Genomic DNA, 14,487 nt, shown 5'->3' with positions numbered 1-14,487 from the left:
CTGCGTGCACCTGCAATGGGCCGGTCACCCGGCCAAAGCCGCCGCAATCCGTTCCGCCAACTGCGCGGCCACCGCGTCCTTGCCCATGCGCGGCCATTCCTCGGCGCTCTGGTCCGTGATCAGCACAACCGCGTTCTCGGCCCCGCCCATGATCCCCGTCGCCGGGCTAACGTCATTGGCCACGATCCAGTCACAGCCCTTGCGCGCCCGCTTGGCGGTTGCATGGGCGATCACGTCGTCAGTCTCGGCGGCGAAACCCACGACCAAGGCAGGCCGGCCAGCACCCAAGTGCGACACCCGCTTCAGGATGTCCGGGTTCTCGGCAAACTCCAGTGCGGGCGTGCCATCGCGGCTTTTCTTGAGCTTGCGGTCCGAGGCCCCGTCAACGCGCCAGTCGGCCACCGCGGCGGCGAACACGCCCGCATCCACCGGCAAGGCGGCATCCACCGCATCCGACATCTGCTGCGCGGTCTCGACACGCACCACCTGCACGCCGTCGGGCGGCGGCACCTCGGCGGGACCGGTGACAAAGACCACCTCGGCCCCCAGCGCCGCCAGAGCCCGGGCAATCGCGGCACCCTGCGCGCCCGAGGACCGGTTGGCGATGTACCGCACCGGGTCGATCGGCTCGTGCGTCGGCCCCGAGGTCACCAGAATCCGCTTGCCCGTCAACGGACCGTCCGCCAGCGCCGCCTCGACCGCCGCGACGATCTCCAGCGGCTCGGACATCCGCCCGGGCCCGTATTCGCCGCAGGCCATGTCGCCATCGTTCGGCCCCACGAACCGAACCCCGTCGGCGATCAACTGACGGTGGTTGCGTTTGGTCGCCGGGTGGGTCCACATCCGCACGTTCATCGCCGGCGCGCACAGAACCGGCGTGTCCGTCGCCATCAACAGGGTCGAGGCCAGATCGTTGGCCAGCCCTCCGGCCATCTTGCCCATCAGATCGGCCGTCGCGGGCGCGACTACCACCAGATCGGCCGAGCGCGACAGTTGGATGTGCCCCATCTCGGCCTCATCCGTCAGGTCGAACAGATCGCGATAGGCCTTTTCCCCGGCCAGGGCCGCCACCGAAAGCGGTGTCACGAATTCTTCGGCCGCGCGGGTCAGGACCGGAGTGACCGAGGCGCCCCGCTCGCGCAGGCGGCGGATCAGGTCGAGCGACTTGTAGGCCGCGATGCCTCCGCCGATGATCAGGAGAATCCGTTTGGATGCCAGCATGTTCAGCCTTTCCCGGTCGCAGTCGGACCCGACACTATGCCACGCATGGCCCGAGTTCCAGCGGTTAATCCTGCGTCTCGAACGCCTTGCAGGGGTCCTCGCGATCGGCGGCGGGACTGTTGATCACCGCATCGAATTCACCGGTCAGCGCACCGTCTTCGGCCTGCCCCAACACGAACAGCCTCAGCCCCGGCTGCAGACGGCTCAGGAAGGTCGGAATGCCCTGATCCTTGCGCGCATGCCCATTGCCCGTGATCACCGCCACCGGTCCGCCGGTCTCATCCACCGCGCGCAGGATGGCGCGGGCCAGAACCGCATCGCGCAGGCGTTGGATGGCGACCAGCTGTGGCAAAATCTCGGCGGGCATGGCGTTGCAGTGGGCCGCCTGCTGCTCGGCCTCGCGCGCCGCCTGATCCTCGGGGGCCAGCGGCACGGTCAGGCCGTATCGCGCCGCATCCGCGCCCAGCGCGGATGCGGCCCCGCGCTCCATCGCGGCCCGGGCAGCCGCACGGGGCACCATAGCTCCATAGACCGGGGCGTTCGAAGCCTGAAAAACCGGATAATACATGCTGAGCGGTGGCCATCCGGATTCCGCCCAGCGCAGGATGCGCGACAGTTCCTCGGGGTTTGACGCGGCCGTCTGCGCCAGACGCTGCGCGCCCTCTTCGGTGACCATTTCCCAAACGACGGCCGACGGCTCGATCGCTGCAATTGCCTCGGTCTGCACCACGTGATGGCGCGGGTTGTCGTGAACCTCGCCCAGGATGACCACATCGGCCTCTTTCATCAGGGCTAGAACATCGTTGGGTATGTATTCACCGGCCGCCGCCGCGCGCGCCAAACCGGTGAGGGAAACGGCAGCCGCCGTCAGAATCGCAAGAAATCTCATGCGAAGAAGTGTTGCACCTCGCGCGATTGCCCTTCAAGGCTCTTGCGCATTTTCACGAAGGCCGCCGCCTCGAGTTGGCGCACGCGCTCTTTCGACAGGCCCAATTCCTGACCGAGGCTTTCCAGCGTCCGCGCCGGGTCGCGCAACTTTCGCTCGCGCACGATGAACCGTTCCCGGTCGTTCAGCGCCTGCATCGCCGTGATGAGCCATTCCCGCAATTGGCGGGTGTCGTGTCCATGTTCCACGAGTTCGGCGGCCTGCGCGCTGTCATCCTCCAGCGCGTCGATCCATTCGCGTCCATCTTCGTCGGCCGACTGCACGGCGTTCAGAGAAAAATCGGACCCAGCCAGCCGGCCATGCATCATTTCGACATCACGCAGCGGAACACCAATCTCGGCCGCGATCATCTGGTAAAGCTGGTGCCGGTCCAGTTCCAAACCATCGGACGCAGCTTCGCGCTCCAGCCGCGCCTGCACCCGGCGCATGTTGAAGAACAGGGATTTCTGGGATGACGTCGAACCGGTCCGCACCATCGACCAGTTGCGCATCACGTAGTCCTGAATGCTGGCCTTGATCCACCACACCGCATAGGTCGAGAAGCGAACCCCGCGATCCGGGTCGAACTTGTCTGCTGCCTTCATTAGGCCCAACCCGGCCTCTTGGATCAGGTCATTCATCGGCGCGCCATAGCGTTTGAACTTGGCCGCCATTGAAATTGCCAGTCGCATATAGGCCATAATCAATCGGTGTAGGGCCTGTTCGTCGCGCTCGTCGCGCCAAGCGTAGGCCAGGCGCAATTCGGTTTCCGCATCCAGCAATTCGGCTTTCATAGCCTGCCGGGACATCGAGAAGTCGTTCGGGTTATCCAGTGCCATGCAGCTCTCCCATCTGTCGTAGGCGCCGCCGGTCTTGCCTTGCCGACGTATGGTCGATACGCAAGGGCGCACCGGGTGGATCACTGTAAAGGTAGTAAAAAATGCATCCCGATTTAACCTTTGTGCTGGGTGGCGCGGCGTCGGGAAAATCTGCATTTGCCGAGCAACTCTCTGTTTCAACAGGAAAAACCCGCGTCTACCTGGCAACATCACAAGTGTTTGATGATGAGATGCGCCTAAAAATCAGGCGCCATGTGGACCAAAGAGGCGACGGCTGGCACACGATCGAAGCCCCGATGGACCTGCGTATTGCCTTGGCAGGGCTGAGCCCGGATCAGGTCTGTCTGATCGATTGCGCCACGATGTGGCTCAGCAATCACTTGCTTGCCGACAGCGATCTTGAACGGGAACAGGCCGCCCTTTTGGCCGCGCTACGGACCTGCCCGGCGCAGGTCGTGATGGTCTCGAACGAGGTGGGACACGGTATCGTTCCTGACAATGCGCTGGCCCGCAAATTCCGCGAGGCGCAGGGGCGGCTGAACATTGCCCTCGCCGCCCAAGCCGATCTGGTGGTTCAGGTCATCGCGGGACTACCGCAGGTCTTGAAAGGCCAGTTGCCGTGACCCGGTTGCATTTGGTCCGCCACGGCCCGACCCATGCCAAGACGATGGTGGGCTGGTCCGATATTCCCGCCGACCTGAGCGACCACGCGGCCCTCACGCGCCTACACGACCACCTGCCGCGGGATGCGCTGGTCATTTCCTCGGACCTGTCGCGCGCTGCGGATACGGCCACGGCAATTCAAGGCACGCGCCGCCGCCTGCCGCACCACCCCGACCTGCGCGAGATCCATTTCGGCACTTGGGAAATGCGCACCTTTCCCGAGATCGAGGCAGAAGACCCCGAACTGGCCTTTGCCTATTGGGACAGCCCAGGCGACGTGCGTCCGCCCAACGGCGAAAGCTGGAACGCGGTCCGCGCGCGGGTCGACGCGGCGATCGACGGTTTGATCGCTATGCATACAGGCGCCAATCTGGTCATCGTGGCTCATTTCGGCGTGATCCTGACCCAGGTACAGCGTGCCTTGGATCTGGACGCGCAACAGGCCTTTGCCCATCGCATCGACAACCTGTCGGTGACCGAGTTGGCGTTTGACGGCAAAACCTGGTCGGTCGGCCGGATCAATCATCTTCCGTGAATACAACGCACACAAATCAGCGTTTTACCGATGTCAGGCGTTCGGCCATCCTTGAGCCATGACATATGACCTTTTCATCGGGGACCGCCTGTTTTCAAGCTGGTCCATGCGCGGATGGCTGATGCTGGAAAAATTCGGCCTGCCCTACACGACCCACATGATCGGCCTGTATTCGGGCACGATGGCCCGGGACATGCAGCCGCTGGCCCCGGCCCGTCTGGTCCCTGGGCTGCGCCTGCCCGACGGCACGGTGGTCGGCGAAAGCCTCGCCATCGCCGAGACGCTGGCCGAACGCCATCCCGATGCCCAGCTTTGGCCGCAAGACGCCGCCGGCCGCGCAACCGCCCGTTGGCTTTGTGCCGAGATGGCCGCCGGGTTCCATGCACTGCGGTCGGCCTGCCCCATGCAACTCAAACACCGCTGGAAAGGGTTTGAGCCGTCCGGCGAAACCCGCGCCGATCTGACCCGGATCGAGACCCTGTGGGCGCATGCGCGCAAAATTTCGGGCATGGAGTCCGGCCCGTTGTTCGGCAGCTATTCGCTGGCCGATGTGTTCTATACACCGGTCGCGGCCCGGATCATCGGCTACGGTCTGCCCGTATCCGCGCAGAACCACGACTATTGCATGGAGTTGTTGTCGGACCCGGCGGTTCGACAATGGCGCGCGATGGGTCTAACGGTCGACTACGACCCGTTCCCCTATGACCAGCCGCTCGACGCCGAGCCTTGGCCGATCGGCGAGGCCTCGACAGCCCGCGCAGTTGAGGCGGGGCCGTCGGTCAATGACCTCTGCCCCTATTCCGGCGAACCGGTGACCGCATTTCTCGAACTGGACAGCAAACGATGGGGCTTCTGCAACACTTTCTGCCGCGACAAAACCGTGGCCGACCCCGGAGCGTGGCCGAAATTCACGCATATGATCCGGCAAGCGATGTGACCGTTAACCATTCCTAAACCGGCGCCATGGCAGCAAGGCCCTGTTAACCACGAACAGGATCGCCATGGTCGCCCGCGCTCATACCGTTGCTTTTCAGGGGGTCGAGGCCCGCCCGGTCGAGGTGCAATGCGCCGTATCCCCAGGGCTGCCCGCCTTTTCAATCGTCGGCCTGCCGGACAAGGCCGTGTCCGAGGCCCGCGAACGCGTGCGCAGTGCGCTCAGTGCAATGGCCATTGCGCTGCCATCCAAACGCATCACGATCAACCTGTCGCCCGCCGACCTGCCCAAGGAAGGCAGCCATTTCGACCTGCCGATCGCGCTGGCCCTGCTCTGTGCCATCGACATCCTGCCCGCCGACGCCGCCGAAGGCACCATGGCTCTGGGCGAGCTTTCGCTGGACGGCTCATTGGTACCCGTGGCCGGCGCCCTGCCCGCCGCGATGACCGCCGCGGTCGAGGGCCGCACGCTGCTGTGTCCGCGCGCGTCAGGTGCCGAGGCGGCCTGGGTCGACGCAACCCAGGTGATCGGGGCCTCGTCCCTGGGCGACGTCGTGCGCCATTTTACGGGTCAGTCGCCCCTGTCGGTCGCCGAACCCGGCGAGGTCAGGTTGGAGCCCTCGACCCGCGATCTGCGCGACGTCAAAGGGCAGGAACGGGCAAAACGCGCGCTGGAAATCGCGGCAGCCGGCCGTCACCACATGATCATGATCGGCACGCCGGGATCGGGCAAATCCATGCTGGCTGCCCGCTTGCCCGGCATACTGCCGCCGCTGACGCCCACCGAGGCGCTGGAGACCTCGATGATCCAATCGCTGTGCGGTATGCTGGACGAGGGCGGCATCAGCAGGACCCGCCCGTTCCGCGAGCCGCATCACACGGCATCGATGGCGGCGATCGTAGGCGGCGGAAAAGGCGCGAAACCCGGAGAGATTTCCCTGGCCCACAACGGCGTCCTGTTCATGGACGAGTTCCCCGAGTTTCCGCGAACGGTTCTGGAAACCCTACGCCAGCCCATCGAAACCGGCGAGGTCATGGTCGCCCGCGCCAACGCCCATGTGAAATACCCCTGCCGGTTCATGTTGGTGGCGGCAGCGAACCCCTGTAAATGCGGATATCTCAGCGACCCGTCCCGCGCCTGCTCGCGCGCACCCGTCTGCGGCGAGGACTATCTGGGCCGCATCTCGGGGCCGCTGATGGACCGGTTCGATCTGCGGATCGAAGTGCCGCCCGTAGGCTTTACAGACCTTGACCTGCCGCCATCCGGAGACAGCTCGGCCACCGTTGCCACGAGGGTGCAGCAGGCGCGCGTTGTTCAGGCCCGGCGCTTTCAGGACACGCCCGGCATTCGCCAGAACGCCGATATCGAGGGCAATCTGCTGGAAGAGGTCGCCGCTCCAGACGCCGAGGGCAAGGACCTGCTGGTCAAGGCGGCCGAACGGTTCGGCCTGTCGGCGCGGGCCTACCACCGCATTCTGCGTGTGGCCCGCACTATTGCGGATCTCGAGGGCGCACCCGATGTGCGCCGCCCCCACGTGGCCGAGGCGCTGAGCTATAGGATCAGCGCCCGGGTTGCGGCTTAGACCTTGGCCTCAATCGCCTGCCAGATCTTTTCGGCAATATTGGTTCCGTTGAACCGCTCCAATTCCTGGATTCCTGTGGGCGAAGTCACGTTGATTTCGGTCAGATAGTCGCCGATCACGTCGATGCCTACGAAGATCTGGCCTTTTTCCTTCAGCAGCGGTCCGATGGCCGCGCAAATCTCAAGATCACGGTCGGTCAGGCCAATCTTTTCGGGGCGACCACCCACATGCATGTTCGACCGCGTTTCACCCTCGGCTGGAACGCGGTTGATCGCGCCGACTGGTTCGCCATCTACCAGGATCACCCGCTTGTCGCCGTTGCGCACATCCGGCAGGAATTTCTGAACGATCAGCGGCTCTCGCGAGAAACCGGTGAACAACTCGTGCAACGAGGTCAGGTTGCGGTCATCCGCATCGAGGCGGAACACGCCGGCCCCACCATTGCCATAGAGCGGCTTGAGGATGATGTCGCCGTGCTTTTCCTTGAACGCCTTGATCGTCCGCAGATCGCGGGCGATCGTGGTTGGCGGAGTCAGGTCAGGGAAATCCAGAACCAGCAGTTTTTCCGGGTAGTTGCGCACCCAGAACGGATCATTCACCACCAGCGTCTGCCCGCGCAGCCGATCCAACAGGTGCGTTGAGGTGATATAGTGCATGTCGAACGGCGGGTCCTGCCGCAGCCAGACGACATCGAAATCCGCAAGATCAACCTCGCGCTCAGGCCCCAGAACCGCCGGCTGGTCAGCAACCCGCTGCACCGTCATGTCGTGACCGCGGGCGGTGATGCGCCCCTCTTGATAGGCCAGTTGATCGGGTCCGTAGTAAAACAGCTGGTGGCCGCGGGCCTGGGCTTCTTCGGCCAGCCGGAACGAGCTGTCGGCATTGATGTCCACGGCCCCGATCGGGTCCATCTGAAAGGCGATTTTCATGGCGTGTCCCTCGTGTTCACGCCAGATACATGGCCCAGCGGGGACGGGTGTTCAATGGCGATCAGCCCTGACCAAAGGCGTTTTCGACGATTTGCACTGCGCCCGTTGCATCCACCAGAGCCGCATCGAACCGGACATCGGTCAGCTGTCCGCCCGGTTCCTGTGCCAAATACTGCGCCGCCGAGGCATATATCCGGTCGATCTGGCGCTTGCTGATCCGTGCCGCGGCGCTGTCAAAGGTTTGGCTTTTCTTGACCTCGACGAACACAAGACCTTGCGCATCCCGGACGATCAGGTCGATCTCGCCCCCCGCGCCGCGCCAACGCCTGTGACAGACCTCGAACCCTCGTCTTTCGTAGTCGGCAGCGACGCTGTGCTCGGCCGCTTGCCCGGCGTGATAGGAAACCGAGCCCTGGACCGACCGTCGCGCCATATCATCCCTTTCCCAGTTGCAGGGCCTTTTGGTAAATCGGCCGCCTTGGCAAATCATACATCTTGGACACCAGATCTGCCGCATCCCGCACCGAGTGCGTTTCCAGAGCCTGTCGCAGCGCCTCTTCTACATCCGAATCGTTAACGGCTTGTGAATGGGCACGCTCCACCAGCAAGACGATCTCGCCCTTCACGGTGGCATCTCGATACTGCTCGGACAGCTCTGCCAAGCTACCCCGCCGGACTTCCTCGAACTTTTTGGTCAGTTCACGACAGACCGCGGCGTGTCGCTCATCGCCCAAGACTTGCGCCAGATCCGACAGGCATGCCCCCAAACGCTTGGGGGATTCGTAGAATACCAGCGTCCCGGGAATGTCGCGCAGCGCCTCGATCCGTGTTCGGCGGGCGCCTGACGCATTCGGCAGGAACCCGGCGAAAAAGAAGGCGTCCGTCGGCAGGCCCGCCAGGGTCAGCGCCGTCACTACAGCTGACGCACCGGGGGCGCAGGTCACGGTGAATCCGGCCTCGGCCGCCTGCTTGCCCAGGTCGTAACCCGGATCGGCGATCAGCGGCATCCCCGCCTCGGAGGCGTAGGCCACCGACTTGCCCTGTGCCAGTTCGTCCATGATCCGCTCGCGCGCGCCCGTGCCGCTGTGATCGTGATAGGACAGAATGCGCCGCCCTTCGAGCGGCACGCCGTGGATCTCCATCAGTTTGCGCAGGCTTCGTGTGTCTTCCGCGGCGATCACATCCGCCGAGGCCAAAACATCCAACGCCCTCAGCGTGATGTCGCGCGCCGTTCCGATCGGTGTGGCAACGAAATACAGCCCCCCCGCCAATCTAACCTTTTGGAAATTCAATGCTGGACCCTCGCAGCGTGACGTTTATTATCGCGGCGGCACCAAACAGCAGCGTCCCGTGCCGCCGGATCAGGGAGTTTTCATCGAGATGTCCACCGTTTGCAACCCCGTTCGCAAGATCGCGAAAATCGCCATCGGCATTGCCACTGCTGCGTTTCTGGCCGCCTGCGAGCCGGGCGCGACCGGCCGGGGCCCCTCGATCGATACCTCCGAGCCGGTTCCCGTTGCGCTGCTGGTGCCTCAGTCCAGCGATCCGTCGCTGGCCCAAAGCCTCGAGAACGCCGCGCGTCTGGCGATGGCGGATCTTCAGAACGCCCGGATCGACCTGCGGGTCTATGACACGGCCGGAAATCCGAACACCGCGACCGCGTCGGCGCAGCAGGCGGTGGCCGACGGCGCCAAGGTCATTCTGGGGCCCGTCTATGCCCAGGCCGCCAATGCGGCGGGGCTGGCAGTGCTGAGCAAGAACGTGAACGTGCTTTCGTTTTCGAACAACACCAGCATCGCGGGCGGCAATGTCTTCGTGCTGGGGCCGACCTTCGACAACACGGCCCGCCGGCTGATCAATTTCGCAGGCCGGCAGGGCAAATCGAAAATGGTTGTCGTCTACAGCAACGACGCCGCCGGGCAGTTGGGACGCGCCGCGATCGCCAACGCCCTTAGTGGCAGCCGAGTCGCCAATGCCGGCGAGGTCGGCTTTGACCGGTCTCAGCAGGGCGTGATCGACGCGGTTCCGGCGATCAAGGCCACGGTGGATCAGACCGGAGCGGATTCGATGTTCCTGACCGCCACGACCGCCGGCGCGCTGCCGTTGTTCACCCAATTGCTGCCAGAGGCCGGCGTGTCCCCCGCCCTGGTGCAATATATCGGCCTGACACGGTGGGACATCCCGGCGCAGACTCTGGAGTTGCCCGGGGTCCAGGGCGGATGGTTCGCCCTGCCCGATCCGGCCAAGGCCCAAGCCTATCGGCAGCGCTACAACGCGACCTATGGCGAGGCCCCGCACCCGATCAGTGGGTTGGCCTATGACGGTATCGCAGCCATCGGCGCCTTGGCCAGCCAGGGCAATTCGAACGCCCTGTCAGCGGCCGCGTTGACGCAGAACGCCGGGTTCCAGGGGGTGGGCGGCATCTTCCGTCTACGACCGGACGGCACCAACGAACGCGGTCTGGCGGTTGCCACGATCCAGAACAAACAGGTGGTTGTGATTGACCCTGCCCCACAAAGCTTCTCCGGCGCCGGTTTCTGAACCGCTTGCGCTGGCTCTGCAGCCCAGCGGCCCGCTGATCTGTGACGCCTCTGAGATTTTCGACAGCGATGCGATCGGCGCCCGGTTGTCAGCGGCCCTTATGGATACCTCTGACACGGCGGCGGCCCGCGCTGCGGTGGTGCGCGTGTTGCGCGACGCGCAAAAGGCCGGGCGTCAGGCCATTGCCGAAGCGTTCACCGCCCGCCCTTTCGACGCCCGTCCATTGACCCGGTCCTACACCTATCTGACCGACGGGCTGGTCTGCACCGCGTTGCAGGTGGCCAGCACCCGGCTGCATCCGCTGGCGAATCCGACCCAGGGTGAAAAGATCGCCGTGATGGCGGTCGGCGGGTATGGGCGTGGGGAAATGGCACCGTTCTCGGATGTCGATCTGCTGTTCCTGACGCCCTACAAGATCACTGCCTGGGCCGAAAGCGTGATCGAATCCATGCTGTACATGCTGTGGGATCTGCGGCTGAAGGTCGGTCATTCGTCGCGCACGATCCGCGACTGCCTGCGCCTGGGCGAGGATGATTTCACGATCCGGACCGCGATGCTGGAGCACCGGTTTCTGGGCGGCGACGCGGCCCTGGCCGCCGAGCTCGAACAGCGGCTGAAATCTGACCTGTTCAAGGGCTCGGAACGCGAATTCATCGAGGCCAAGCTGCACGAACGGGACGCGCGCCACCTCAAACAGGGCGAGCGCTACGTGGTCGAGCCCAACGTGAAAGAAGGCAAGGGCGGGCTGCGCGACCTGCAGTCGCTGTACTGGATCGCCAAATATATCTACGGCGTGCAAGATGTGGCCGAGCTGGTGCCTCTCGGTCTGTTTACCGCCGACGAGCTCAGAACTTTCTCCCAAGCTGAAGAATTCCTGTGGGCGGTGCGCTCCCACCTGCATCTGGTTACCGGGCGGGCGACCGAGAAATTGACCTTTGATCTTCAGGTCGAAGTTGCCGAGCGTATGGGATACGAGGACCGCGCGGGACGTCGTGCGGTCGAAATCTTTATGCAGCGCTACTTCCGCGAGGCCACCCGAGTCGGTGAGTTGACACGGATTTTTTTGACGAAGCTCGAAGCGGCCCACATGAAGAGCGCGCCCCTGCTGGAACGTATCTTCAGCCGCAAACCGCGGGTCAAGCCGGGGTACAAGGTGGTGCACGGGCGTCTGGACGTGGCCGACCCCGACAGCTTCCTGTCCGACAAGCTGAACCTGCTGCGCCTGTTCGAAGAGGGCCTGCGCACCGGTATGCTGATCCACCCCGATGCCATGCGGCTGGTCACCGCCAACCTGCACCTGATCGACGATGACATGCGTAACGACAAAGAGGCGCGGCGCATCTTTCTGGATCTGATGCTAAAACACGGCAATCCCGAACGCGCGCTGCGCCGCATGAACGAACTGGGCGTTCTGTCGGCCTTCATCCCCGAATTCGAGCCCATCGTGGCGATGATGCAGTTCAACATGTACCACAGCTACACCGTGGACGAACACACGATCCAGTGCATCACAAACCTGGCGCAGATTGAACGCGGCGAGTTGGTCGAGGCGCTGCCCTTGGCCTCGTCGATCCTGAAGGGCGGCGTGAACCGTCGGGTGCTGTATGTCGCGCTGTTGCTGCATGACATCGGCAAGGGCCGCCCCGAGGATCATTCGATTCTGGGGGCCCGGATCGCCCGCACGGTGGCGCCGCGGCTGGGGCTAAACAAGAAGGAATGCGAAACCGTCGAATGGCTGGTGCGCTATCACCTGCTGATGTCGGACATGGCGCAGAAGCGCGACATTTCCGACCCGCGCACGGTCCGCGACTTCGCCAAAGCAGTGAAAACCGTCAAACGGCTGGACCTGCTGACGGTTCTGACGGCCTGCGACATCCGCGGGGTGGGGCCCGATACCTGGAACAACTGGAAGGCCACCTTGCTGCGCGCGCTGCACGCCGAAACCAAGCGGGCGCTGGAAACCGGGATGGAGGATCTCAACCGCGCCAACCGGGGCGCCGAGGCCAAGAAGGCGCTGCGCGAGGCGCTGGCGGGCTGGTCCAAGGCCGATCTCAAGACCGAGACCGCGCGGCACTATGACCCGTATTGGCAGGGTCTGAACCTCGAAACCCATGTCGAGTTCGCCGAAATGCTGCGAGCGCTGGAACACGGCGGCGACCCGGGCGCCATGGAAATCCGTCTGCACCCCGACGAGGACCGCGACGCTACCCGTGCCTGTTTCGCCATGGCCGACCATCCCGGCATCTTTGCCCGCATCGCCGGGGCGCTGGCGCTGGCGGGGGCCAACGTCGTGGATGCGCGCAGCTACACCACCAAGGACGGTTATGTCACCGATGCCTTCTGGATCCAGGATTCCGAAGGTCACCCCTTTGACACGGCCCGCTTGCCACGCCTGACCCAGATAATACACAAGACATTGAAGGGCGAAGTGGTCGCCCGCGACGCGCTCAAGTCTCGCGACAAGATCAAGAAGCGGGAAAAGGCGTTCAATGTTCCGACCCACATCACCTTCGACAACGAAGGTTCGGAAATCTACACCATCATCGAGGTCGACACCCGCGACCGCCCCGGCCTGCTCTACGATCTGGCCCGAACCCTTGCGGCGGCCAATGTCTATATCGCCAACGCGGTGATCGCGACCTATGGCGAGCAGGTGGTGGACACGTTCTATGTCAAGGACATGTTCGGGCTGAAATACCATTCCGAGTCCAAGCAGCGCGCGCTTGAGGCCAAGTTGCGCAGCGCCATCGCCGAAGGCGCCGAGCGGGCGGCCTCATGAAGCAGATCCGCCTGTTTTCGGGCCTGTTCACGGTCGGGTTCTGGACCCTGGCCAGCCGCATTCTGGGATTTGCGCGCGAAATCCTTCTGACCGCGCTGATCGGCCCGGGACCCGTGATGGACGCCTTTGTTGCGGCCTTCCGCCTGCCCAACATGTTCCGCCGATTCTTCGCCGAGGGCGCTTTCAACGCGGCCTTCGTTCCGATGTTTTCGAAACGGCTGGAAGGCGGCGAGGACGCGCAAGGGTTTGCGCAGGATGCGTTCAACCTGCTGGCAACGGCCGTTCTGGCGCTGGTCGGGCTGGCCATGGTCTTCATGCCGGGGCTGGTCTGGCTGACGGCCGAGGGGTTTTATGGCGACGAACGTTTCGATCTGGCGGTCGGGTACGGTTATGTCGTCTTTCCCTACATCCTGTTCATGTCTCTGGCCGCGCTGTTTTCCGGGGTTCTCAATGCCACCGGTCGCTTCGCCGCCGCTGCTGCGGCTCCGGTCCTGCTGAACATCTTCGCCTGCACGGCACTTATCGTAGGCGCGGTAACCGGGGGCGAGGTCATCCGTTGGCTCATTGCCGTCATACCCATTGCCGGGGTCGCTCAACTGGCGCTGGTTTGGGTCGCCACCGAACGCGCCGGAATTCGCATCCGGTTTGGCCGACCGAAGCTCAGCCCTGACATGCGCAAGATGGTTCGGATCGCGGTACCAGCCGCCCTTGCGATGGGGGTGACTCAGGTCAATCTGGTCGTAGGGCAGTTGGTCGCGTCAAAGACCGAAAATGCCGTCAGTTGGCTGTTCGCTGCAGACCGTCTGTATCAGCTGCCGCTGGGCGTGGTCGGCATCGCCGTGGGCATCGTGCTGTTGCCCGACCTGTCGCGTCGTCTGCGCGCGGGTGACGGCGATGGTGCGCGCAACGCTTTTTCCCGCGCCGGAGAATTCACCCTCTTGTTGACTATTCCGGCAACCGTGGCCTTCGTACTCGTCCCGGTCCCGCTGGTTTCGGTCCTGTTCCAACGCGGCCAGTTCACCCCCGAAGACACGGCTGCCACCGCACTGGCCGTGGCGGTCTATGGCGTCGGCCTGCCGGCCTTCATGCTGCAAAAGCTGCTGCAACCGCTGTTCTTCGCGCGCGAGGATACCCGTTCGCCCTTCCGGTATGCCGTGGTGGCTATGGTCATCAACGCCGTTCTGGCTTTTGGGCTGTACCCGATCGTCGGCTGGATCGCCCCTGCCATTGCGGCCTCGGCCGCCGGGTGGGGCATGGTGGCGCTGTTGGCACTGGGTGCCCGACGCATGGGCGACGAGGCCCGTTTCGACGACAGGTTCAAGCGCCGCGCGCCCAGAATATTGGTCGCTTCAATAGGAATGGGTGTGGCGCTGGTCGTGGCAATGCAGATGTTCGGCTGGGCATTCGACATTCCGGGTTGGCGGTATCTGGCGTTACTGGCCCTGATCGTGGTCGCCGCAGTGTCTTACTTCCTTCTGGGCCACCTGCTGGGTGCGTTCCGCCTGTCCGAGTTCCGGTCCGCCCTGCGAAGGTCCTGAC

General features: G+C 64.0%; 13 protein-coding genes. 7 read left to right on the top strand and 6 right to left on the bottom strand.

All coding sequences use genetic code 11. From position 1 onward, the window contains the following. Positions 1 to 24: 24 nt before the first annotated feature. The 3 genes from coaBC to AC2FMD_RS10500 form a co-directional block, all read right to left on the bottom strand. Positions 25 to 1,221 (bottom strand): bifunctional phosphopantothenoylcysteine decarboxylase/phosphopantothenate--cysteine ligase CoaBC, encoded by a 1,197-nt coding sequence (gene coaBC / locus AC2FMD_RS10510; protein WP_496742218.1) that lies wholly within the window; start codon positions 1,219 to 1,221, stop codon positions 25 to 27. A gap of 64 nt (positions 1,222 to 1,285) precedes the next feature. Continuing rightward, on the bottom strand, positions 1,286 to 2,110 hold the full coding sequence (locus tag AC2FMD_RS10505) for a ChaN family lipoprotein (RefSeq protein WP_496742217.1): 825 nt from the start codon (positions 2,108 to 2,110) through the stop codon (positions 1,286 to 1,288). Beyond that, a complete protein-coding gene (locus tag AC2FMD_RS10500) occupies positions 2,107 to 2,985 on the bottom strand; it encodes an RNA polymerase factor sigma-32 (protein WP_496682065.1) in 879 nt (292 codons plus the stop codon). Before AC2FMD_RS10500 ends, AC2FMD_RS10505 begins: the two co-directional genes overlap by 4 nt. 101 nt (positions 2,986 to 3,086) lie before the next feature. On the opposite strand from AC2FMD_RS10500, the gene cobU reads away from it, so the two are divergent. The 4 genes from cobU to AC2FMD_RS10480 all read left to right on the top strand — a co-directional run bounded on the left by cobU (position 3,087) and on the right by AC2FMD_RS10480 (position 6,699). Further along, complete coding sequence (gene cobU, locus AC2FMD_RS10495) at positions 3,087 to 3,608, top strand: bifunctional adenosylcobinamide kinase/adenosylcobinamide-phosphate guanylyltransferase (protein WP_496742216.1); 522 nt, start codon at positions 3,087 to 3,089, stop codon at positions 3,606 to 3,608. Then, positions 3,605 to 4,183: a histidine phosphatase family protein gene (locus tag AC2FMD_RS10490; protein ID WP_496682071.1), complete on the top strand. Its 579-nt coding sequence runs from the start codon at positions 3,605 to 3,607 to the stop codon at positions 4,181 to 4,183. The genes cobU and AC2FMD_RS10490 overlap by 4 nt, the downstream gene beginning before the upstream one ends. A gap of 58 nt (positions 4,184 to 4,241) precedes the next feature. Beyond that, positions 4,242 to 5,120: a glutathione S-transferase gene (locus AC2FMD_RS10485; protein ID WP_496742215.1), complete on the top strand. Its 879-nt coding sequence runs from the start codon at positions 4,242 to 4,244 to the stop codon at positions 5,118 to 5,120. Between the two features lie 64 nt (positions 5,121 to 5,184). Beyond that, positions 5,185 to 6,699, top strand: a complete 1,515-nt coding sequence (locus AC2FMD_RS10480) for a YifB family Mg chelatase-like AAA ATPase (RefSeq protein WP_496742214.1) — start codon at positions 5,185 to 5,187, stop codon at positions 6,697 to 6,699. Here the strand turns inward: AC2FMD_RS10480 and gshB are convergent. The 3 genes from gshB to rsmI form a co-directional block, all read right to left on the bottom strand. Continuing rightward, positions 6,696 to 7,628, bottom strand: a complete 933-nt coding sequence (gshB, locus tag AC2FMD_RS10475; RefSeq protein WP_496688115.1) for a glutathione synthase — start codon at positions 7,626 to 7,628, stop codon at positions 6,696 to 6,698. The two genes, AC2FMD_RS10480 and gshB, sit on opposite strands and share 4 nt — an antisense overlap. Positions 7,629 to 7,689: 61 nt before the next feature. Next, positions 7,690 to 8,061, bottom strand: a complete 372-nt coding sequence (locus AC2FMD_RS10470; RefSeq protein WP_496682081.1) for a YraN family protein — start codon at positions 8,059 to 8,061, stop codon at positions 7,690 to 7,692. A 1-nt stretch (position 8,062) separates the two neighbouring features. Beyond that, positions 8,063 to 8,920: a 16S rRNA (cytidine(1402)-2'-O)-methyltransferase gene (gene rsmI, locus AC2FMD_RS10465; RefSeq protein ID WP_496742213.1), complete on the bottom strand. Its 858-nt coding sequence runs from the start codon at positions 8,918 to 8,920 to the stop codon at positions 8,063 to 8,065. Between the two features lie 88 nt (positions 8,921 to 9,008). Between rsmI and AC2FMD_RS10460 the strand changes: the two genes are divergently transcribed. Genes AC2FMD_RS10460 through murJ form a run of 3 tightly spaced genes read left to right on the top strand, consistent with a single transcriptional unit; the run spans position 9,009 to position 14,486 of the window. Then, positions 9,009 to 10,169 carry a penicillin-binding protein activator gene (locus tag AC2FMD_RS10460; RefSeq protein ID WP_496742212.1) on the top strand — a complete coding sequence of 387 codons (1,161 nt, stop codon included), beginning with the start codon at positions 9,009 to 9,011 and terminating at the stop codon, positions 10,167 to 10,169. Further along, the gene (locus AC2FMD_RS10455; RefSeq protein WP_496742211.1) at positions 10,129 to 12,948 is read left to right on the top strand and encodes a [protein-PII] uridylyltransferase; all 2,820 of its coding nucleotides are present in this window, start codon (positions 10,129 to 10,131) and stop codon (positions 12,946 to 12,948) included. Before AC2FMD_RS10460 ends, AC2FMD_RS10455 begins: the two co-directional genes overlap by 41 nt. Next, positions 12,945 to 14,486, top strand: a complete 1,542-nt coding sequence (gene murJ, locus AC2FMD_RS10450) for a murein biosynthesis integral membrane protein MurJ (protein ID WP_496688109.1) — start codon at positions 12,945 to 12,947, stop codon at positions 14,484 to 14,486. The genes AC2FMD_RS10455 and murJ overlap by 4 nt, the downstream gene beginning before the upstream one ends. Position 14,487: the final 1 nt, after the last annotated feature.

It is taken from the genome of Ruegeria sp. BHSC276, from assembly GCF_059612945.1.
Note: the sequence above shows the minus strand (reverse complement) of the source record. Positions and strands in the feature narration are given on the sequence as shown.